Origin of the sequence: Hymenobacter frigidus (assembly GCF_014640435.1) — a bacterium.
GTDB lineage: Bacteria > Bacteroidota > Bacteroidia > Cytophagales > Hymenobacteraceae > Hymenobacter > Hymenobacter frigidus.
Genome location: NZ_BMGY01000009.1, coordinates 1 through 19,263, shown reverse-complemented (window position 1 = coordinate 19,263; position 19,263 = coordinate 1). Strand labels below are relative to the sequence as shown.

13 protein-coding genes are annotated in these 19,263 nt (G+C 61.6%); 8 read left to right on the top strand and 5 right to left on the bottom strand.

Annotation, left to right across the window (positions count from 1 at the left end; genetic code table 11):
• Nucleotides 1-60 precede the first annotated feature (60 nt).
• The 3 genes from IEW17_RS06740 to IEW17_RS06730 all read left to right on the top strand — a co-directional run bounded on the left by IEW17_RS06740 (nt 61) and on the right by IEW17_RS06730 (nt 5,173).
• Nucleotides 61-1,923 (top strand): NPCBM/NEW2 domain-containing protein, encoded by a 1,863-nt coding sequence (locus tag IEW17_RS06740; RefSeq protein ID WP_188561277.1) that lies wholly within the window; start codon nt 61-63, stop codon nt 1,921-1,923.
• A 122-nt stretch (nt 1,924-2,045) separates the two neighbouring features.
• Nucleotides 2,046-3,029, top strand: a complete 984-nt coding sequence (locus IEW17_RS06735) for a glycoside hydrolase family 43 protein (protein WP_229748849.1) — start codon at nt 2,046-2,048, stop codon at nt 3,027-3,029.
• Between the two features lie 92 nt (nt 3,030-3,121).
• Nucleotides 3,122-5,173 (top strand): glycoside hydrolase family 127 protein, encoded by a 2,052-nt coding sequence (locus tag IEW17_RS06730; protein WP_188561276.1) that lies wholly within the window; start codon nt 3,122-3,124, stop codon nt 5,171-5,173.
• A gap of 1 nt (nt 5,174) precedes the next feature.
• Here the strand turns inward: IEW17_RS06730 and IEW17_RS06725 are convergent, their stop codons facing one another.
• Nucleotides 5,175-5,825: an HAD family hydrolase gene (locus tag IEW17_RS06725; protein ID WP_188561275.1), complete on the bottom strand. Its 651-nt coding sequence runs from the start codon at nt 5,823-5,825 to the stop codon at nt 5,175-5,177.
• Nucleotides 5,826-6,027: 202 nt separating this feature from the next.
• Nucleotides 6,028-7,011, bottom strand: a complete 984-nt coding sequence (locus tag IEW17_RS06720; protein WP_188561274.1) for an arabinan endo-1,5-alpha-L-arabinosidase — start codon at nt 7,009-7,011, stop codon at nt 6,028-6,030.
• 433 nt (nt 7,012-7,444) lie between these two features.
• Between IEW17_RS06720 and IEW17_RS06715 the strand changes: the two genes are divergently transcribed.
• Nucleotides 7,445-8,317 carry an RICIN domain-containing protein gene (locus tag IEW17_RS06715; RefSeq protein ID WP_188561273.1) on the top strand — a complete coding sequence of 291 codons (873 nt, stop codon included), beginning with the start codon at nt 7,445-7,447 and terminating at the stop codon, nt 8,315-8,317.
• Nucleotides 8,318-8,481: 164 nt separating this feature from the next.
• Here IEW17_RS06715 and IEW17_RS06710 read toward each other — a convergent pair whose 3' ends face one another.
• From IEW17_RS06710 to IEW17_RS06700, 3 genes are all read right to left on the bottom strand, one after another.
• On the bottom strand, nt 8,482-10,647 hold the full coding sequence (locus tag IEW17_RS06710; RefSeq protein WP_229748848.1) for an alpha-galactosidase: 2,166 nt from the start codon (nt 10,645-10,647) through the stop codon (nt 8,482-8,484).
• A gap of 116 nt (nt 10,648-10,763) precedes the next feature.
• Nucleotides 10,764-11,753 (bottom strand): glycoside hydrolase family 43 protein, encoded by a 990-nt coding sequence (locus tag IEW17_RS06705; protein WP_188561272.1) that lies wholly within the window; start codon nt 11,751-11,753, stop codon nt 10,764-10,766.
• 12 nt (nt 11,754-11,765) lie between these two features.
• Entirely contained in the window at nt 11,766-13,868 is a 2,103-nt protein-coding gene (locus IEW17_RS06700; protein ID WP_188561271.1) for an alpha-L-arabinofuranosidase family protein, read from the bottom strand.
• A 322-nt stretch (nt 13,869-14,190) separates the two neighbouring features.
• On the opposite strand from IEW17_RS06700, the gene IEW17_RS06695 reads away from it, so the two are divergent.
• The 4 genes from IEW17_RS06695 (at nt 14,191) to IEW17_RS06680 (ending at nt 19,111) form a co-directional block, all read left to right on the top strand.
• Nucleotides 14,191-15,309: a LacI family DNA-binding transcriptional regulator gene (locus IEW17_RS06695; protein ID WP_188561270.1), complete on the top strand. Its 1,119-nt coding sequence runs from the start codon at nt 14,191-14,193 to the stop codon at nt 15,307-15,309.
• A 12-nt stretch (nt 15,310-15,321) separates the two neighbouring features.
• The gene (locus IEW17_RS06690; RefSeq protein WP_188561269.1) at nt 15,322-16,041 is read left to right on the top strand and encodes a 3'-5' exonuclease; all 720 of its coding nucleotides are present in this window, start codon (nt 15,322-15,324) and stop codon (nt 16,039-16,041) included.
• Nucleotides 16,034-17,941: a DUF294 nucleotidyltransferase-like domain-containing protein gene (locus IEW17_RS06685; RefSeq protein ID WP_188561268.1), complete on the top strand. Its 1,908-nt coding sequence runs from the start codon at nt 16,034-16,036 to the stop codon at nt 17,939-17,941. The genes IEW17_RS06690 and IEW17_RS06685 overlap by 8 nt, the downstream gene beginning before the upstream one ends.
• An 84-nt stretch (nt 17,942-18,025) precedes the next feature.
• Nucleotides 18,026-19,111 (top strand): cellulase family glycosylhydrolase, encoded by a 1,086-nt coding sequence (locus IEW17_RS06680; protein WP_188561267.1) that lies wholly within the window; start codon nt 18,026-18,028, stop codon nt 19,109-19,111.
• The last annotated feature ends 152 nt before the right edge of the window (nt 19,112-19,263 follow it).

Below are 19,263 nucleotides of genomic sequence, written 5' to 3'. Positions count from 1 at the left end.
ATCAAATCTTTAATTCTTCTTTTTTAATTTTTAATTAAATCCAGCCGTCACCAATAAACCATGTCCATCCGCTTTCTCACCCATCTGCTTGCCGGGACAACACTGCTAGGCGGCGCGCTGGCCTGCCCGGCAGCGGCCCAAAAAGCCGCGCCTAAAGCCGACTTTCACACCTGGGCTGCCAGGCCCCCCATGGGCTGGAACAGCTGGGACTGCTACGGCCCCACCGTGACCGAGGCCGAGGTGCGCGCCAACGCCGACTACATGGCCCAGAACCTGCGCAGCAGCGGCTGGGAGTACGTGGTAGTGGATATTCGTTGGTACGTGGGCAACGACACGGCCCACGGCTACAACGAGAAAGACCCCGACTGGAACCTGGATGCCTACGGCCGCTTTGTGCCGGCCGTCAACCGGTTTCCGTCGGCGGCCGGGGGCCAGGGCTTTCGGCCGCTGGCCGATTACCTGCACGGCAAGGGGCTGAAATTCGGCATTCACATCATGCGCGGGGTGCCGGTGGTGGCCGTGCAGCGCCGCTTACCCATCCTCGGCACCAAGCTGACGGCGGCCGATATCTACTCGAAAGAGGGCCAAGCGGGCTGGCTACACGATATGTACACCGTGAAAGCGGGGCCCGGCGCGCAGGAGTATTACGACTCGCTGTTCGAGCTATACGCCGGTTGGGGCGTGGATTTCGTGAAAGTCGACGACCTCTCCGAGCCCTACCACAAGCCCGAAGTGGAGATGATTCGGCGGGCCATCGACCGCTCGGGGCGCAAAATCGTGCTCAGCACCTCGCCCGGTGAAACCCCAATTGCCGAAGCGCAGCACGTGGCGGCCCACGCCAACATGTGGCGTACCGTGGGCGACTTCTGGGACAGCTGGGAGCAACTGAAGGAACATTTTGCCGTGTGCAGTCGCTGGGCGCCCCACATTCGGCCCGGCGCTTTTCCCGATGCCGACATGCTGCCACTCGGCCGGCTGGGCATTCGGGCCGAGCGGGGCGACGACCGCCAAAGCCGCTTCACCCGCGACGAACAGTACACGCTGATGACCCTGTGGAGCATCTTCCGCTCGCCGCTGATGTTCGGCGGCGACCTGCCCAGCGCCGATGCCTTCACGCTGGGCCTGCTCACCAATAAAAACGTGCTGGCCATGCACCGGCGCAGCACCCGCAACCGCCAGCTGTTTCGCCGCGGCGACCTGGTGGCCTGGACCGCCGACGACCCCGCCACCGGCGACAAATTCCTGGCCCTCTTCAACGCCCAGGACCAGGAGCTGGCCCCCGCCGCCGAAGCCGCCTGGGCCGGGCCGCTGCTCACCCGCCAAACGCCCGGCCACAGCCAGGCCGTAGACGTGGACATCACCAGCGCCACCACCCTTTACCTCAACGTGCGCGATGGTGGCGACGGCATTGCCTGGGACCACGCCGACTGGCTGAACCCCACGCTCAGCAACGGCACCGAAACCCGCAGCCTGACCGACTTGCCTTGGCAAAAAGCCACCGCCGGCTGGGGCCAGGCCACGGTGAACAAAAGCGTATCCGGCGCACCGCTGATGGTGAATGGCAAATCCTACGAACAAGGAATTGGCACGCACGCCAACTCGTTAATTGAATACCAGCTGCCGGCCGGCTACACCCGCTTCCGGGCCACGGCGGGCCTCGATGCCGCCGGTGCGGCCCAGAATACCGGCGGCACGCTGCAGTTCCTGGTGTTCACCAAAAGCCCGCTACGCCCGGCTCCGGCCGACTCAGTGCGGGTTCCGGTGGCGCTGGCACAGCTGGGCGTATCAGGCACCTGCACCGTGCGCGACTTATGGACCGGCCAGGCCACCACCGTATCGGGCGAATTTGCCCCTTATGTGCGGCGGCACGGCGCGCGACTATATCGTATTTCGAAAGCTGAAAAAAGCGCAGTGCTTAAGTAATGACGCTATTTATAGCTTCGTCAGATGGTCATGCTTCGACTTCGCTCAGCATGATGTTCCGATGTATTTAAGACGCCTTTCCAATCTGTTCCAAATTCAGATAAATTTAACTCCTCACTACTATGAAAATGTATTTTCCGGCCCTGGTAACAGTTCTCGGGCTCGCCACGGCTTGCCAGAAGGATAAGCCCGCGCCCTTTGTGCCGGGAGACGTGGCCCCCACGTTCCGCAATCCGATTGTGAGCGCCAAGTTCACGGCCGACCCGGCGGCGCTGGTGTCCAACGGCCGGGTGTACGTGTACGCGGGGCACGACGAGGCCGCCGCGGGCCAGAACCAATACGTGATGAACGAGTGGCTGTGCTACTCCTCGTCCGACATGGTGAACTGGACCGAGCACCCCGTGCCCCTGCGCGTGAGCACTTTCGCCTGGGCGCGGGCCGATGCCTGGGCCTCGCAGGTGATTGAGCGCAACGGCAAGTTTTACTGGTACGCCACCGTGGACCACCGCACGGTGCCGGGCAAATCCATTGGCGTGGCCGTCGCCAACAGCCCCACCGGCCCGTTTGTGGATGCCCGGGGCACGGCATTGGTTACCAATAATATGACCACAGCTGTCAACAGCTTTTTCGACGATATCGACCCCACGGTGTTCATCGACAGAACCGGGCAGGCCTTCCTCTACTGGGGCAACTCGGCCTGCTACTACGCCAAGCTGAAACCCAACATGACCGAGTTCGACGGCCCCATCCAGACCATTCCACTGCCCGCCTTCACAGAGGCACCCTGGGTGCACCAGCGCGGCGCGTGGTACTACCTGAGCTACGCCACTGGCTTCCCGGAGAAAATTGCCTACGCCATGAGCCGCAGCCCGGAAGGCCCGTGGGCGTACAAGGGCATTTTGAATGAGCTGGCCGCCAATTCTAACACCAACCACCAGGCCATCATCGACTTCAAGGGCAAGTCCTACTTCATTTACCACAACGGCTTGATTCCCACCGGGGGCGATTTTCGCCGGTCGGTCTGCATTGATTACCTGCGCTACAACGCCGACAGCACCATGCAAAAAGTGGTGATGACCAACCTCGGCGTTGACCCCGCCCTGTAGCCGCGCTGACCCAACCGGGCAATTGCGCCGCGGGGCTTCCGGCAATAGCTTGACCACCACCTGCGCCACGGCGCGCTTCTAACCAATTCTTTATGAAAACGTTGATTTGTACGTTGCTGGCCACTGCGGCATTGGTGGCTCCAGCCCGGGCGCAGTCCGTCATGCGCCACGATTATCCCATTCAGGCCGTATCGTTTACCAAGGTGCAGCTGGCGGATAATTTCTGGCTGCCCCGGCTCAAAACCAACCACGACGTGACCATTCCGGCGTCGTTTCAGCGCTGCGAGGCCACCCAGCGGGTCAAGAACTTCGAGATGGCCGCAGCCCGCACCGGCAAGTTTGCCACCATCTTTCCTTTCGACGACACCGACATCTACAAGACCATCGAAGGCGCGTCGTACTCACTGCAGCTGTACCCCGACGAGAAGCTCGCAGCCTACATCGACGCGCTGATAGCCAAGGTGGGCAAGGCCCAGGAGCCCGACGGCTACCTCTACACGGCCCGCACCATCGACCCGGCCCACCCGCACCCGTGGGCAGGACCGGAGCGCTGGGTGAACGAGCGCGAGATGAGCCACGAGCTCTACAACGCGGGCCACCTCTACGAAGCGGCCGTGGCCCACTACGAGGCCACCGGCCAGAAAAGCCTGCTCACCATTGCCCTGAAAAACGCCGATTTGGTGTGCGCGGTCTTCGGCCCCGGCAAGCGGCACGTGGCGCCCGGCCACGAAATTGTGGAAATGGGCCTGGTGAAGCTGTACCGCGTGACCGGCAAGCCGGAATACCTCAGCACCGCCAAGTTCTTTATCGAGGAGCGCGGCCAGTACAAAGGCTACGACCCCAAGAGCCCCGACGTGTTCAAAAACGGCGCGTATTGGCAGGACGACCAGCCCGTGTATGCCCAAACCGAAGCCAAAGGCCACGCCGTACGCGCCGAATACCTCTACTCGGCCATGGCCGACGTGGCGGCCCTGACCGGCGACCAGCGGATGCTGGCGGCCGTGGACACCATCTGGCACAACATGGTGGGCAAGAAAATGTACGTGCAGGGTGGCACCGGGGCCGTGCCGGGCGGCGAGCGGTTTGGGGCCAACTACGAGCTGCCCAACACCACGGCCTACAACGAAACCTGCGCCTCGGTGGCCAACGTGTACTGGAACCAGCGCATGTTCCTGCTGCACGGCGATTCGAAGTACGTGGACGTGCTCGAAAAAATACTGTACAATGGCCTGATTTCGGGCGTGGGACTGGATGGCAAGTCCTTCTTCTACAGCAACGCCATGCAAATCAAAAGCAGCGCCGGCTTTCCGCAGACCGAGCCGGCGCGCGCCGGCTGGTTCGACTGCTCCTGCTGCCCCACCAACCTGGCGCGGCTGATGCCGGCGTTGCCCGGCTACGTATACGCCCAGAAGGACCGCGACGTGTACGCCAACCTGTTCATTAGCGGCACCACCGACCTGACCGTTGCCCAAAAAGCCGTGCGCATCACCCAGCAGCATAATTACCCCTGGCAGGGCGAGTTAAAATTCACCGTCAGCCCCGCAGTGGCCACCAACTTCAACCTGCTGGTGCGCCTGCCCGGCTGGGCCCGCAACGAGGCCCTGCCGCTGGGCTTGTACCAGTTCGCCACGCCCTCCAATCAGAAAATTAGCATTCGGGTGAACGGCCAGTCCGTGGCCTACGCCACCCGCAACGGCTACGCCGTGCTGGCCCGCAAGTGGCGCAAAAACGACGTGGTGGAAGTGGCCTTGCCCCTGGAAGTGCGCCAGGTAGTGGCCCACGCCAACGTGCAGGACAACCTGGGCAAAGTAGCCCTCCAGCGCGGCCCGGTGATGTACTGCGCCGAATGGAAGGACAACGGCGGCCGGGCCAGCAACATCATCGTGCCCGCGGCCACCCGCTTTGCCACGGCCTACCAGCCCAACGTGCTCAACGGCATTATGCAGCTCACCGCCACGGTGCCGGTGGTGCAGGTGGATGCCGCCAACAGCACCGTCAGCACCACCCGCCAGACCATGACGGCGATTCCTTATTACGCCTGGGCCAACCGGGGCAAGGGCGAAATGACGGTGTGGTTCCCGCAGCAGCTCACCGACGTGGACCTGATTTCGCGCAAAGCCCCGGAATCAACCGTAAGCAAGTGACTCACAGAATATTTTGCAGGAATTTATCCTCAAAGTCCGCCGCGAAGTGCAGGACGTTGGGCAGGTGAGCGAACTCCGCCTCCGCGTGCGTGGTGGTGAGCACCACGGCCGCCATGCCCGCATTGCGGGCCGCTTCGGCGCCCTTGGGCACATCTTCGAACACGAGGCAATCGGCGGGGGACGCGTGCAATAGCGCCGCGGCTTTGAGGAAGGTTTCGGGGTGGGGCTTGCTCAGCGTCACGTCATCGGCGCTGACAATGGCCGAGAAATACGACCGAATATTAAGGTTGTCCAACACGAAATCGATGTTGAATGGGATGGCAGCCGACCCAATGGCCATGGGAATACCCCGTTGGTGGGCCTGTTCGAGGAATTCCGCCAGGCCGGGCAGTAGCCGCAGGTGGGGGAAAAAGGCCGTTTGGTAGCGTTTTTCCTTTTCGACGGATAAGCGCACCATTTCCGCTTCGGTAAACCGCTCCGCCCCGAACATCCGCACCAGCACCTCCTGATTTTTGCCGTACATCTGCTGCTTCACGTCGTTCCAGGTGAAGCTGCCGCCCAATCCCTCGTTTAGCAAGTCGCGCCAGGCACTGGTGTGGTAGTCCATGTCGTGAATCATGGTGCCGTTGAGGTCGAAAATAAAAGCTTTCATTCAGTTGAGAAAAGGCAGGATACTGACCGTAAAGTTCGGCTAATTGCTCCGGCCCGCTGGCTCGCGCGCAGGGCAGGGCAGGGCAGGGCGCGGGGAGTTCCGGGGCGCTGGGATTCCATCACGACCTTGCCCGACCGCGAGCGGTTCTGGGCACTGGTGGTGTGACCTCATCGGGGGCGTACCCGTGCCGATGGGCCGCTGTTCAGGGCTGTACTACCGGCCAGCCGGCAGCGTCCCAACCCAGTTGCTCAATGCGGAGCTTGGAGTGTCCTTTGTCCGCGGCGTCGTAGCCGTGAAAGACGAGGTAGTCCACCTGGTCAAACGTGCAAACGGCGTTGTGGCCCAGGCCAAACCAGTTTTTATCGCCGGCCAGTACCTGGGTGCCCCCGCCTTGGTCTAGTGCCACGCCGGCCCGGTCCAGGTAAGGCCCGGTCACGGCTTTCGCGCGGCCCACCATAATCTTGTAGGTGCTCTGGGGGCCGCGGCAGCAGAAGTCGAACGATGTAAAAAGGTAGTAATACTCCCCTTTTCTAAAAATGAAGGGTGCTTCAATGGCCCCGTCTCCGGGCAATGAATCGTTGAGCCGCGGGTCGCGTGGGCGCCGGGCCAGGGTGCGCCACTGCTCGGGTTGCGCGGGGGCTCTCAGGTCGGGGCGGAGTTTAACGAGCTTGATGCCTTCCCAGAAAGAGCCAAACGTCAGCCAGGGCGTGCCGGCTTCGTCGCGGACCAGGTTCGGGTCGATGGCGTTCCACAAATCACGGCCCGGCACCGACTGGAGGACCCGGCCCTGGTCTTCCCACTTGTAATTGGCCGCGTTGGTATTCAGCGTTTTATTCGTGGCCAATCCAATGCAGGAGGTATTTTTACCGAAAGCCGAAACGGAGTAGAACAAGTAATAAACCCCGTTGTGCTGGGAAATATCGGGGGCCCAGATGTGGTTGCCTCGGAAACCCGGCACGGCTTGGGTCGCCCAGGCCGGCGCTTTGTCAAACACCGGCTTTTCTGGCTTCCAGTGCTTGCGGTCGGCCGATGACCACACGGCGATGCCCGGGCCGGTGCAGAACAGGTAGTAGGTGCCGTCCTGCTGCATCATCACGGGGTCGTGGGCTGGTATCAGCGGGGGCGCGGGGGCTTGGGCACAGGCCAGCGAAGGCAGCCAAAGGAAAAGGATGAGTAAGCGCTTCATTGCTGTTAAAGGAACATGAACGATTGTGCAAATATGCATGGAATTGAGCGGTTTTGGCAACGATTTGGACGCACCTGCTTATCGTTGGATAAAAAGATTACCCTGGCTAAGGCGACCTGATTTTCAATGTGGTCAGGAGCGTTTGGCATTGTTAAATAGGTAATTTTAAAATATCAATACGCTATTTACCAATTGTATAACTAACGGGGTGGCATGGCTTACCGTGAGCGCGACCAGAGCACTGGACGAACTAATTCGGGAAACAGGAAGAAAATATTTTAGAGTTAACACAATCGTTTGTGCAAATGTAAACATTTACGTTATATTTGTCTGGTTATCTTTTTACACACTGCCGCTGGCGAACACCCAGCAGCAGCAGTGTTCCGTCTCCGTTGCCTCTTTCTTCTTTATTCTTCAAATTTTTCGAATTCCCATGAAAAAAAATGTACTCTTCGCATCGTTAGCAGCTGTGTGCCTGCTGGGTGCTGCCCATTCGGCCCAGGCCCAGGGTGCCATCGTGAATGGCGCTACCTACAAGCTGACCCATTACGAGGTAGTAGCCGACGGCTCAGCCGTGCAGTTCGGGGTTCCCGTTGGAACGGCGCTGTGCATGGACGTGGACAACAACCTGGCGACGGCGGGCACCAGCATCGGCCAGTGGGGCGACAACGGCAATGATGCCCAGCGCTTCATTTTCGAGCTGCAGGCCGATGGCTCGTACAAGTTTCGGCACAAAGGCACGGTGATGTACGTGCAGCCCGTGGCCCTGAACAAGGCGCAAGGCACGAGAATCGAGCAGAACGTACTGGTCACAGTCAACGATGACGCCCAGCGCTGGCTCATCACCGACCCGAACAACAACGGTCGTTACAAATTCACGCTGAAAAACTCGGCCAACGCCCAGAACATCTCCCAGGTGCTGGAAGTAGGTTTCGCCAGCGCAGCTCCCGGTGCCCGCGTCAACTTGTACGACGACAACGGCTTCGAGCCCGCCCAGCGCTGGCAGATGCTCCGCGTAGTCCTCGCCACCAAAAACGCCGCCGATGCCCAGCTCTGGCTGCAGGCTTTCCCCAATCCGCTGGCGCCGGGCCAGGGCCTGAGCCTGCGGGTGGAAGCTCAGCGCAAAGGCACCGCCGAGGTAGAAGTACTTGACGTGACGGGCCGCCGGGTGCACAGCCAAACCGCCGAGCTGCTGGTGGGTGGCAACCCCCTGGCGCTGACCAATGCTCCGCTGGCCCCCGGCCTCTACCTGGTGCGTGTGCACCAGGGCGCCTTCGTTCAGCAAACCCAGGTGGTGCAGCAATAGCCCGCCGGCTAGCCCTCCTCTCTTTTCTGCAAAGGCAAAGCGCCCCTGCCCAATCGGGCAGGGGCGCTTTGCTTAAAGGGTCGTCAGGCACCGATGGGTGCTTTAGCCAGTAGCCTGGTCATTTATTCGTGAAGCTGGTGGCGCTGGCAAATGGCGTGACCGGGCTATTCCGCCGTCAGCTCCAACACATGGCTAGTGAGCGGCTTCGCTTCGCGGTCCGTCAGCACCACGCCCACTTTCATCAGGTAGTCGCCGGAGTAGACCTGGCCATTGGCCGCCAGCTCGGATTTTTGGCCGGGCATGAGGTTGATTTCGGTGAGCTTGTAGCGCTTGGTCGGGTCAAGGCCCTGGAGCTTCACTGGCAACACGGTTTCGAGGAAACGGGTATGCAGGTTATAGCCGAACAGCACGGCCTGGCGCTGATTTTCGGCCACGTACACCAGCGCGGCCTGGTTGCCTTCGTAGGGCGAGCGCAGCCGGAACAGGTTGCCCTGCCAGATAACGGGGCTCAGCCGCTTGTAGTCGCGCACGGCCTGCTGGCTGAACTGCAGCTCCGGGGGCGTCAGCTGGGCTACTTCCAGGTCGTAGCCCAGCTTGCCCATCATGGCCACGTCGGTTCGGAACTTGAGGCTGTGCTGGCGGTTCCAGTTGGTGACGTGGCTGGCCAGCGTGTTCGACGGGAAGAAGTTAGAGTAGCCCCACTGAATGTAGATGCGCTCCAGCGCATCCGTGTTGTCGGAGGGCCAGAACTCGGTGAAGTACTTCAGCCCGCCGTAGTCGGTGCGGCTGCCCCCTCCGGAGCACAGCATCATGGGCACATGCGGGTATTTCTGCCGCACGCGGTCTAGCACCTGGTAAAGGCCGCGCACATAGTCAACGTAGAGGTGGGTCTGGTCTTTCCGAAGATGGGGCGAATAGGCATTGGTCATCATGCGGTTACAGTCCCACTTGATGTAAGCCACGCCCTGGCTGAACTGCTCATCGATGGTCTTGAACACAAAGTCCTGCACCCTGGGATTCGTCATATCCAGCACCAGCTGGCCCCGGTAGTAATCCTCCGGGCGGTTAGGTAACTTCAGCACCCAGTCGGGGTGCTTTTCATACAGCTCACTTTTGGGGTTCACCATTTCGGGCTCCACCCAGATGCCGAACTTCACGCCCTCTTTACTGGCCGTCTGCACCAGGTGGCCGATGCCGTTGGGCAGCTTCAGCTTGCTGGCCTGCCAGTCGCCGAGGCCTACTTGGTCGCTGTTGCGCGGATACTTATTGCTGAACCAGCCGTCGTCGAGCAAGAACAAGTCCACGCCCAGCTTGGCCGCGTCGCCGATAATCGTATCCAGCTTCTGCTCGTTAAAGTTGAAGAACGTCGACTCCCAGTTGTTGAGCAGCGTCAGGCGCGGCTGGGTGCCGTCGAGCACGCCGTAGCGGCGGGCCCAGCGGTGCAGGTTGCGCGAAGCCTGCCCCTTGCCCTGCCCGCTGTAGGTAAAAATGAACTCGGGCGTGGTGAAAGTCTGGTTCGCCGGCAGGTGGTATTCCGAAGCATACGGATTGATGCCGGCTGACACGCGCAGCGCGTTCTGATTGTCCAGCTCGAAGGCCAGGCGGAAGTTGCCGGTCCAGGCCAGGGTGCCGGCTAGCACCTCGCCGGTGGTTTCGGTGGCGGCCTGGTCGAGCCCCAGGAAGAACGCAGGGGTCTGGTACCAGTTGGCGCGGGTACCCAGCTTGGTGTCAATGACTTTGATGCCGCTGGTGAGCCGGCTTTCCTGCTGCTGCGCTTCCTCGGCCCAGTCGCCGTGAAATTGGGTCAGCCAGTACTCCCGCGCGTCGAAGTGCAGCATGGCCGAAGCGTAGCTCGTGAGCACCACCGGCTTTTTTTCGCGGTGCCGGATTTCCGTCCAGGTCTTGATAACGTCCTCGCGAAAGAAGGCGGCGAAGTGCAGCACTACCTCCACCGGGTACTGCGGGTCGCGCAGACGGATGGTGGTTTCCGTCACGTTATCGTCTTTCTTGCTGACTTGCTTATCCACGAAAACCAGGGCCAGCGAGGGGTTGCCATCGGGGTGCAGTAGGCGGATGGCGGGCTCAAACAGGTTGTCGGTCCCGGCCGTCACGTAGGCCTCGTGCCGGTTGGGTAGCCGGAGGTAGTCGGCCGCATCAGTCAGCTTGGTGCCCAGATAAGTTTGGTAGAGCTTCTGGTTTTCGCCCACGGTCAGCACCACGCTCACGTGCTGCGTTTCAACGATGATGGGGGCCGGCAGCGCCGCCGGCTGGGCCACGGCCACCGCCAGAAAACTAAAAAACAGCAAGCAGCTAAGTACGGGTGTGCGCACGGGTTGAGCAGGTAAAATTTTGTTAATCAATGAATGCAGGCCAGAAATGCAAAACGTCAGGCTGCGCGCAGCCTGACGTTTTGCATTTCTGGCCTGCGGTTGCGAGGGGCACTCTTTTACTTGGCTGGCTGCACGCCCTCACTCGTCATCACCACGCGCTTCATTGTGCCGTCCTTATTATAGAACAGGTTATCGACGCACACCGAACGACGGAAGCTGCCGCCGTCGGTGTTCACGCCGCCGTTGTGGTAAACGAAATACGACTTGCCTTTGAAGTCAATAATGGCCTGGTGGTTGGTGTTGGAGTTACCGGCCAGCTCGTTCAAAATGCCTTTATACACCCACGGCCCCTCCAGGCTGCGGCTCATGGCGTAGGCGATTTTCTCCGGGAAGCCCGTGGCGTAGCTCAGGTAGTACCAGCCGTTGTGCTGATGCACCCAGGGCGCTTCCGTAAAGGCCGGCAGCTTAATGGTCTGGATGGGGCCGTCCAGCTCGGTCATGTTCGGTTTCAGCTTGGCGTAGTAGCAGGCCGAGTTGCCCCAGAACAGGTAGGCCTGCCCGGTTTTGTCAATAATCACCGTGGGGTCGATATCGTCCCAGAATATTTTGGCGACCGTGGTCATATCATTGGTAACCAATGCCGTGCCCCGCGCATCCTTGAACGGGCCGGTGGGGCTGTCGGACACGGCCACGCCAATGGCTTTGCCCGGTACCGCGCCGTGCTCCACCGCCGCGTACCAGTAAAACTTGCCGTTGCGCGCTATCACCTGCGAGGCCCAGGCATCGTCCTTGGCCCAGGCGAAGGCCTTCACATTGAGCGGCGACGGGTGCTCGGTCCAGGTCACCATATCCGGCGAGGAATAGCACAGCCACTCGTGCATCACGTAGCGCTGCTCGGGGGCCGGGGCCTCGTCGTGGCCGGCGTACAGGTACACCGTGCCGTTGTGAACCAGCGCCGCTGGGTCGGCCGTGTACTTGTTCCGAATGATGGGGTTGCCGGCCGCGGGCAGGGCCTGCGCCAGACCGGGCAAAGCTGGAGCCACCGCTGCGAGCAGCAGGCCCGCAAACAAGGCCTGGGCAGCAGGCCGAAAGATGGGTATCGTCATGATTGCCATTGCTTAACGCTTGCCTGGAATGCGCAGCACCGTGAACGAGTGCGGCGCCAGCGTGTAGGCCACGTTCGCCGACGACACCTTGAACGACGCTTCCTTGGGCGCCAGGTTCTGGGGTTGGTCGAGGCTGTTCACGGCGTTCAAATCGTTGCTGGCCAGTACCAGGGCCTTGCCGGCTTTGCCCAGCTTCTTCGCTCCCTGTAGGTTGATGGTCACGGGGCGCGCTTCGGCGGAGTAGTTTACCAGCTTCACCACGATTTCGCCGGCCGCATCGTCGGCCACGGCGCTGCTGAACAGGTTGTCCTGGCCGTTTTTAGCGTTGTCGCCGCGCTGCATGGGCAGCATGGTGGTGCCGCGGTTGGCGGCGTACAGCTTCTGCACGTAGTAGTTGGGCGTGCCGTAAGAGCGCAGGTTGTCGAACCAAATCAAGTCCGGCGTCCACTGCCAGGCATCGACGTGGGCGAAGAGCGGAGCGTAGGACGCCATCACCACCTTGTCGGCATTGCGCTCCAAGCCCGTCATGAAGGCCGCCTCCGAGATGGCGCAGTCCCAGCTGTTCTTGTTGTCGGGGCTACCGATGGCCACGCTCTGGGCGGCATATTCGCCGGCGAAAATCTTGGTGCCGGTGGTGGGGTAGTTATCGTAGCGTCCCACGTTCTGGCGGAACCACTCCGGCTTGGCGTAGTAATGCTCGTCGATGACTTCGGCTTTCAATTCACGCAGCCGCTTGGTGGCTTTATCGAACAGGTCACCCTCGGGCGCGGGGCCGGTGCTCGACACGATGTTGATGCCGGGGTACTTGGCCTTCACCGCCTTGGCAAACGGCTCGTAGCGCTCCAGGTACTGCGGGCCCCACTGCTCGTTGCCGATGCCGATAAACTTCAGGTTGAAAGGCGCGGCGTGGCCCATGGCGGCGCGCTTAGCACCCCAGGGGCTGCTGGCGGGGCCGTTGGCAAACTCAATCAAATCCAGCGCGTCCTGAATAAACACTTCCAGCGTGGGGTCGTCGTCGGCGTGGGAATGGGCCTCGCCGGCGTTGGGACCTTGCGAGCTGCTCACCGGGGCCAGCTCGGCCGAGTTGAACTGGCAGGCCATGCCCACGTTCAGAATCGGCACGGGCTCGGCACCGATGTCTTCCGAGAGCTGGAAATATTCAAAGAAGCCCAGTCCGAACGACTGGTAGTAGTCGGGCGTGAATTTATGCGTGAATTCGGTGTTCCAGCGGTTTATCAGCGGCACGCGAGTTGCCACGTCCCCGATGGTTTCTTTCCACTGGTAGCGCTCGGCCAGGGTACGGCCCTCCACAATGCAGCCGCCGGGAAAGCGCAGAAAACCGGGCTGCATGTCCTTGAGCAGCTGCACCAGGTCGGGCCGCAGGCCGTTTTCGCGGCCATTAAAAGTATCCTTCGGAAACAGCGACACTACGTCGAGGTCGAGCGTGCCCGCACCGTCTAGGGTCAGCTTCAGGCGGGCCTTGGCCGCCGTGGCGGTGGGCTTCAGCACCACGGTGTATTTTTTCCATTCGCTGCCGAGGCCGCTGATGCGGGCTTGGGCCAGCATTTGGCCTGAAGCCGGCATCTCGGGGCCCGGGCCGCCCCGGCCCGCTTCTTCCAGGGTCACGTTCAGCCCCGCCACGGCCCCCGGCCCGCGCCGCAGGTACACCGAAAACGTGTACTCGGCGCCCTGTTTCACGCCCATGCCCCGGAAGCCTTCGTTCAGGAAGCCCGCATCGGGGCTGGCCGTGGCGGCGGTGAGGCGCAGAAAGTGGTTATTGGTGACGCTGATGGGCTGCTGGCCGGACACGATATACGTAGATAGAGCAGCGCCCCCCCGAATGGCTTTCCAGCCGATGAGGTGGTCGGCGGTTTCGAACGACTTGTTCTTGACCAGCTCCGGGTATAGGCCGCCGTCGGCGGCAAAGTTGATGTCCTCGAAAAACAGGCCGTACATCGTTTTGGCAATGGGAGCCCCCGGCTTATCTACCCGCACGGTGAGGGTATTGGCGGCTAAGGGTTTGGTTTGGGCCGAAGCGGGGGCCAGCCCGAGGGCACTGTGCAGCGCCAGACCAGCCGCGAGCTGGGCAAATCGGGTGGGGGTTGAGGTGGACATAGGCGAAGGGGAAGAATAAAGGGCGAGGCCACTTAATTGGGGCGGCCAACGGGTAAACGAAAGCGGCTCAGCTACCTGAACTAGGCAAAAAGAGGCCGTTCGAATTAAGGTGCTTTTACCAATTTGACACAATCGATTGTGTAAAGTAACAGGAAAAACACAGTATGTCGGTTGTTTTTCCTAAACTAACTAAAAATACGTTCCGTTACGAGCTTACCGGACTCCCGATTTGCTGGCGGCGTACCCAGGCGTACCGGAGCAGAACGATTGCAATGCCAGATAAACCTATCTTTACGCAAAGCATTGTGTAGCGTATTTCCGTATGGCCCCTCGAAAAAAACCCGAACCAGACCCCAAGGGCACGAGCCCGGTTTCCATGGCCGACCTGGCCCGGGAACTGGGGGTGTCCCTCACGACTATCTCGCGGGCCCTGAGCGACCACCACAGCATCGGGCCGGCGATGAAGCAGAAAGTGCTCAAGCTAAGCAAAAAATACAACTATCAACCCAACCGCCTGGCCTCGGCGCTGCGCAAGGGCAAGAGCCAGCTGCTCGGCATTGTGGTGCCGTACATCGAGGGCCGATTTTTTCCGTCCGTGGTGCACGGCATCGAAACGGCCGCCCGCAAGGCCGGCTACAACGTCATTATTTGTCAGTCGAATGAGGACGTGGCCCAGGAGCGGCGCAACCTCGACACGCTGCTCAGCGCGCAGGTGGCCGGCATTCTGGTGTCGTTGTCGCGCACCACCCACGACTTTCAGCACTTCGAAAAAGTGCGCAGCCGCGGCCTACCCCTCGTGTTTTTTGACCGGATTTTGGAGGGCGACAAGGTAAATGCCGTGGTGCTGGACGACCAGGAGGGCGGCTACATTTCCACGCGCCACCTGCTGAGCCAGGGCTGCCGCCGCATTGCCCACTTGGCCGGGCCGCAGCACCTGAACATCTACAAAAACCGGCGGCAGGGCTACTTCGACGCCCTGCGCGAGGCCGGCCTGCCGGAGGACGAAAGCCTGATTGTTTATACCGACATGGCCCAGCAAAGCGGCGCCGAGGGCATGCGCCAGCTGCTGGCTGCGGCCAACCCGCCGGACGGCGTGTTTGGCGCCGGCGACTACTGCGCCCTGGGGGCCATGCAGGAAGCGCGCCGCCAGGGCCTGCGGGTGCCAGAAGACGTGGCCATCTGCGGCTTCAGCAACGAAACCTTCACCGTGGTGACCGAGCCTACCATCACCACCATCGACCAGCGCTGCGAGGAGATGGGCCAGGCGGCCGTGCGCTTGCTGCTGGAGGTAATTGAGACGAACGGTTCTGCCTACACGCCCCGGCAAGTGGTGCTGCGGCCCGAACTGGTGGTACGCGGCTCCTCTACCCGGTTTCTTGACGCGGGAGCTGGTCCGGTTGCGGCGCCAACGGTGGAATCCGCTGACCCAGCGGACGCGTAAGGCCGGCGCACCATGCCAGAATACCTGCTCTTTGTGGACACCGAAACGACTGGGCTCCCCGCCCGCTGGGACCGCCCATACGCCGAAGAATGGGAATGGCCCTGCATCGCGCAAGTGGCCTGGGTGGTCTTCACCGCCGCCGGGGAGCTGGTGAAAGCCGACCAGGACTACCTGCAAATTCCGGCCGGCCGCATGCCCGCCGCAGCCGTCGCCGTTCACGGCCTCACGCCGGAGTTCCTGCAAGCGCACGGGCAGGAGCCCGCGGCCGTGCTGCGCCGCCTGCTCCAGGACCTGGCCACGTACCGGCCCCGCGTGGTGGGCCATTTTCTCCCGCTCGACTTTCACGTGTTGGGCGCCGCCTTTGCCCGAGCCGGACTTGCCAATGCGCTGCCCGCCCTGCCGCAGTTCTGCACCATGCAACTCACGCGCTTGCCGCTGCAGGGCGTGACGGCCCCCCCGCGCCGCCCCCTGCGCCTGCACCAGCTGCACGAGCGGCTGTTTGGGCAACCCCTGGAGCGGGAGCACGACGCGCACATCGACGCGGTGGCAACGGCGCGCTGCTTTTTCGAGCTCCAACGCCGCGGCCTCCTCCCCGGCAGCGTGCTGGCCGGGCAAGCGCATTTGACGCTGCCAGGGACCCGGCCGCAGCCCCGGCCCTGGCGCCGGGTGGCGCTGCTGGCCACCGCCGCGGTACTTTTTTGCTACCTCCTATACCGGCTCACCAATGGATAACCGCCTCGATTTTCTCCGTACCGTCGCACCGTTCGACCTGCTGCCCGAGGACGTGCTCCAGGGCGTGGTGGGGCTGTTGCAGGAAGTACACCACGGGCGGGAAGTGCTGCTCTACCAACAGGACACCTCCAAGCTGCGCAGCCTGGACATTGTGGCCGCGGGCAGCTACGAAACGTTTTTCTTCGACAGTGAGCAGCACAAGCGCCTGCCGGAAGTGTACGGCCCCGGCACCTGCTACGGAGGCATGTCCATCCTGCTCAACAAAAAACGTTCGCTGCGCACCGTCATCGTCCGCGCCGGGACGCGGGTACTGCAATTGCCCCGCCGCGATTTTCGGGCCCTGTGCCAGGCCTACGAGCCCTTCTTTCACTACTTCACCGCCCGCTACGGCGAGCGGATGCTGGACGAGGAATACGCGCACTTTGTGAAGCCCATCAGCCCGCCGGAACAGAATTTTCTGGTGGCCGACCAGCTGTTTTCGCGCCGCATCCTGACCCTGGAAGTGCGGGCGCTGGTGACCTGCTCCGGCGAGGAGCCCATTTACGAGGCGGCCCGGCGCATGGCCGAAGCCAAGGTGAGTTGCCTGTTTGTGACGGATGCCGCCACGGGGGCCATCGTGGGCTACTGCACCGACATCACCCTGCGCGACTCGGTGATTGCCCAACGGCTGGACGCCGCCCGCCCGGTGGCGGACGTGGCGGCCACGCCCCTGGTGTCGATTTCGGACGAAGCCTACGTGCACGAGGCCATCCTGCTCATGTTTCAAACCAAAACGCGCTACCTGCTGGTGGAGCGCGGCGGGCAGTACGTGGGGTTTCTGAGCCGCAACAAGCTGCTGAGCGATTTGGCCCAGTCGCCGTTCATGTTCATTCAGGCCGTGAAGCAGGCCCAGAGCAGCAAGGAGCTGAAGCGGCGCTGGGAAATGGTGCCCGACATCGTGAACCAGCTGCTGAGCCGCGGCGTGAAGGCCGACATCGTGAACCAGGTCATCTCCACCGTGGCCGATACCATGGCGCTGAAGGTGATTGAGAACGTGCTGGCGGAGCTGGGGCCGGCCCCGGCCCGGTTCGTGTTCATGGTGCTCGGCAGCGAGGGCCGCAAGGAACAAACCCTGCTCACGGACCAGGACAACGCCATTATCTACGAAGACAAGGCCAACGAGCAGCGGGAGCTGGTGCGCGCCTACTTCCTGCGCTTCGCCACGGCCGTGTCCGACCAGCTCGACCACATCGGGCTGCACTTCTGCACGGGCGGCTTCATGGCCAAAAACCCTAAGTGGACGCACTCGCTCTCGTACTGGAAAAGCTACTACCGGCAGTGGATGAGCGAATCGAACCCGGAAACGGTGATGCAGTTTGCCACGTTTTTCGATTGCCGCTACCTCTACGGCGAGAAAAGCCTGATGGACGAGCTGCAGACGTTCCTGCACGGCGAGCTGGCCCAGCCCCTCGACCGCTTCCTGTTTTACATGGCCAAGAACGCGCTGCAGTACGAGCCGCCCCTGACGTCTATTCTGCGCAATATCCGCACCTTCACGCAGGGCGACCACCAGGTGTTTGACTTGAAAAAGGCCATGACGCCCATCGTGGACCTGGTGCGGGTGTACGCGCTGCAGCACCAGTTGCTGCCCACCAACACCGGCGAGCGCCTGGCCCAATTGGGCGCGCACGGCGTGTTCAAGGAAAAAGAATGCCAGGAGCTGCTGCAGGCCTATTATTACCTCATGGGCATGCGCCTGCAGCAGCAGGCCCGCCAGATTATCAACGACCGCACCGCCCCCACTAACTACCTCGACCCCACCACGCTGACCCAAGTGGAGCAGGTGACGCTCAAGGAGATATTTAAGGTAATCGGCGACTTTCAGCTCAAAATCAAGGTCAACTTTACCAAGTCCTTGTAAGGGCTTTCTGCCTATCCGATGAAGTAAAAGCATGACCGTTTGACGAATTAATAAGCACTTCAACATTTTCCCCAAAATCCCCGCATGAAAAAACTCCTTCTCCTCGGCTGGCTGCTGCTGGCGGCCACGGGTGGCTTTGCCCAGAAAATCAAAACCAAGTCCACGGGCGTTGCCGCGGCGGGACCGGTTTGGCCCGCAGCCAAAGCCCAGGCCTGGTACCGGGCGCACCCCTGGATGAGCGGCGCCAACTTCGCGCCCAGCACGGCCATCAACCAGCTGGAGATGTGGCAGGCCGCCACCTTCGACCCCACCACCATCGACCGGGAGCTGGGGTGGGCCGAAGGCATCGGGTTCAATACCATGCGGGTGTTTTTGCACAGCCTGGCGTGGCAGCAGGACCCGGCGGGCTTCAAAAAAAGGGTGAATGAGTACCTGGCTATCTCCGATAAGCACCACATCCAGACCATTTTTGTGTTTTTCGACGACTGCTGGAACAAGGAGCCCAAAGCGGGCCTGCAGCCCGCGCCGAAAACGGGCATCCACAACTCGGGCTGGATGCAGGACCCGGGCGACCCGGCCTCGCGCGACTCGGCCACCTTCAGCAAGCTAAAGCCTTATGTGCAGGACGTGCTGTCGGCCTTCCGCAGCGACAAGCGCATTCTGTTCTGGGACCTGTACAACGAGCCCGGCAACTCCGGCAAGCGCACCGCCTCCCTGCCGCTGGTGCGCAACGTCTTCGCCTGGGCCCGCGAAATCAACCCCGAGCAACCACTGAGCTCCGGCATCTGGGCCTGGGACTTTGCCGAGCTCAACGCCCTGCAGATTCGCAATTCCGACATCATCACCTACCACGACTACGAAGACGAGAACTGGCACTTGCGCGTGATACACCTGCTGAAAACCACCGGCCGCCCCCTGATTTGCACCGAGTACATGGCCCGGTCCCGCAACAGCCGCTTCGCCAACATCATGCCCCTGCTCAAGCGGGAAAACGTGGGGGCCATCAACTGGGGCCTGGTGGAAGGCAAGACTAACACCAAGTACGCCTGGGATACCCCGCTGGCCGATGGCAGCGAGCCCATTGAGTGGTTCCACGAGGTATTCCGCGCGGACGGCACCCCCTACCGCCGCGATGAAACGGACCTTATCCGGAAGCTGAATGGGAGGTAATGCGTTGGGATAATTGCGTTCAAGGTTTTGTATTCAATCGTCTTACATCACTGATGTTACGCAGCAAGTAGGGTGAGTGAGGTGGTCTAGTGGTCTGACAACTTAGTTTTGCGTTGTTACTTTGGTCAGGTCGGCGTACCTGTTTTTCAAGG

Excerpts from the sequence above, each read along its gene's own strand:
- IEW17_RS06740 (WP_188561277.1), top strand. The coding sequence starts at position 61 with ATGTCCATCCGCTTTCTCACCCATCTGCTTGCCGGGACAACACTGCTA.
- IEW17_RS06735 (WP_229748849.1), top strand. The coding sequence starts at position 2,046 with ATGAAAATGTATTTTCCGGCCCTGGTAACAGTTCTCGGGCTCGCCACG.
- IEW17_RS06730 (WP_188561276.1), top strand. The coding sequence starts at position 3,122 with ATGAAAACGTTGATTTGTACGTTGCTGGCCACTGCGGCATTGGTGGCT.
- IEW17_RS06725 (WP_188561275.1), bottom strand. The coding sequence starts at position 5,825 with ATGAAAGCTTTTATTTTCGACCTCAACGGCACCATGATTCACGACATG.
- IEW17_RS06720 (WP_188561274.1), bottom strand. The coding sequence starts at position 7,011 with ATGAAGCGCTTACTCATCCTTTTCCTTTGGCTGCCTTCGCTGGCCTGT.
- IEW17_RS06715 (WP_188561273.1), top strand. The coding sequence starts at position 7,445 with ATGAAAAAAAATGTACTCTTCGCATCGTTAGCAGCTGTGTGCCTGCTG.
- IEW17_RS06705 (WP_188561272.1), bottom strand. The coding sequence starts at position 11,753 with ATGACGATACCCATCTTTCGGCCTGCTGCCCAGGCCTTGTTTGCGGGC.
- IEW17_RS06700 (WP_188561271.1), bottom strand. The coding sequence starts at position 13,868 with ATGTCCACCTCAACCCCCACCCGATTTGCCCAGCTCGCGGCTGGTCTG.
- IEW17_RS06695 (WP_188561270.1), top strand. The coding sequence starts at position 14,191 with ATGGCCCCTCGAAAAAAACCCGAACCAGACCCCAAGGGCACGAGCCCG.
- IEW17_RS06690 (WP_188561269.1), top strand. The coding sequence starts at position 15,322 with ATGCCAGAATACCTGCTCTTTGTGGACACCGAAACGACTGGGCTCCCC.
- IEW17_RS06685 (WP_188561268.1), top strand. The coding sequence starts at position 16,034 with ATGGATAACCGCCTCGATTTTCTCCGTACCGTCGCACCGTTCGACCTG.
- IEW17_RS06680 (WP_188561267.1), top strand. The coding sequence starts at position 18,026 with ATGAAAAAACTCCTTCTCCTCGGCTGGCTGCTGCTGGCGGCCACGGGT.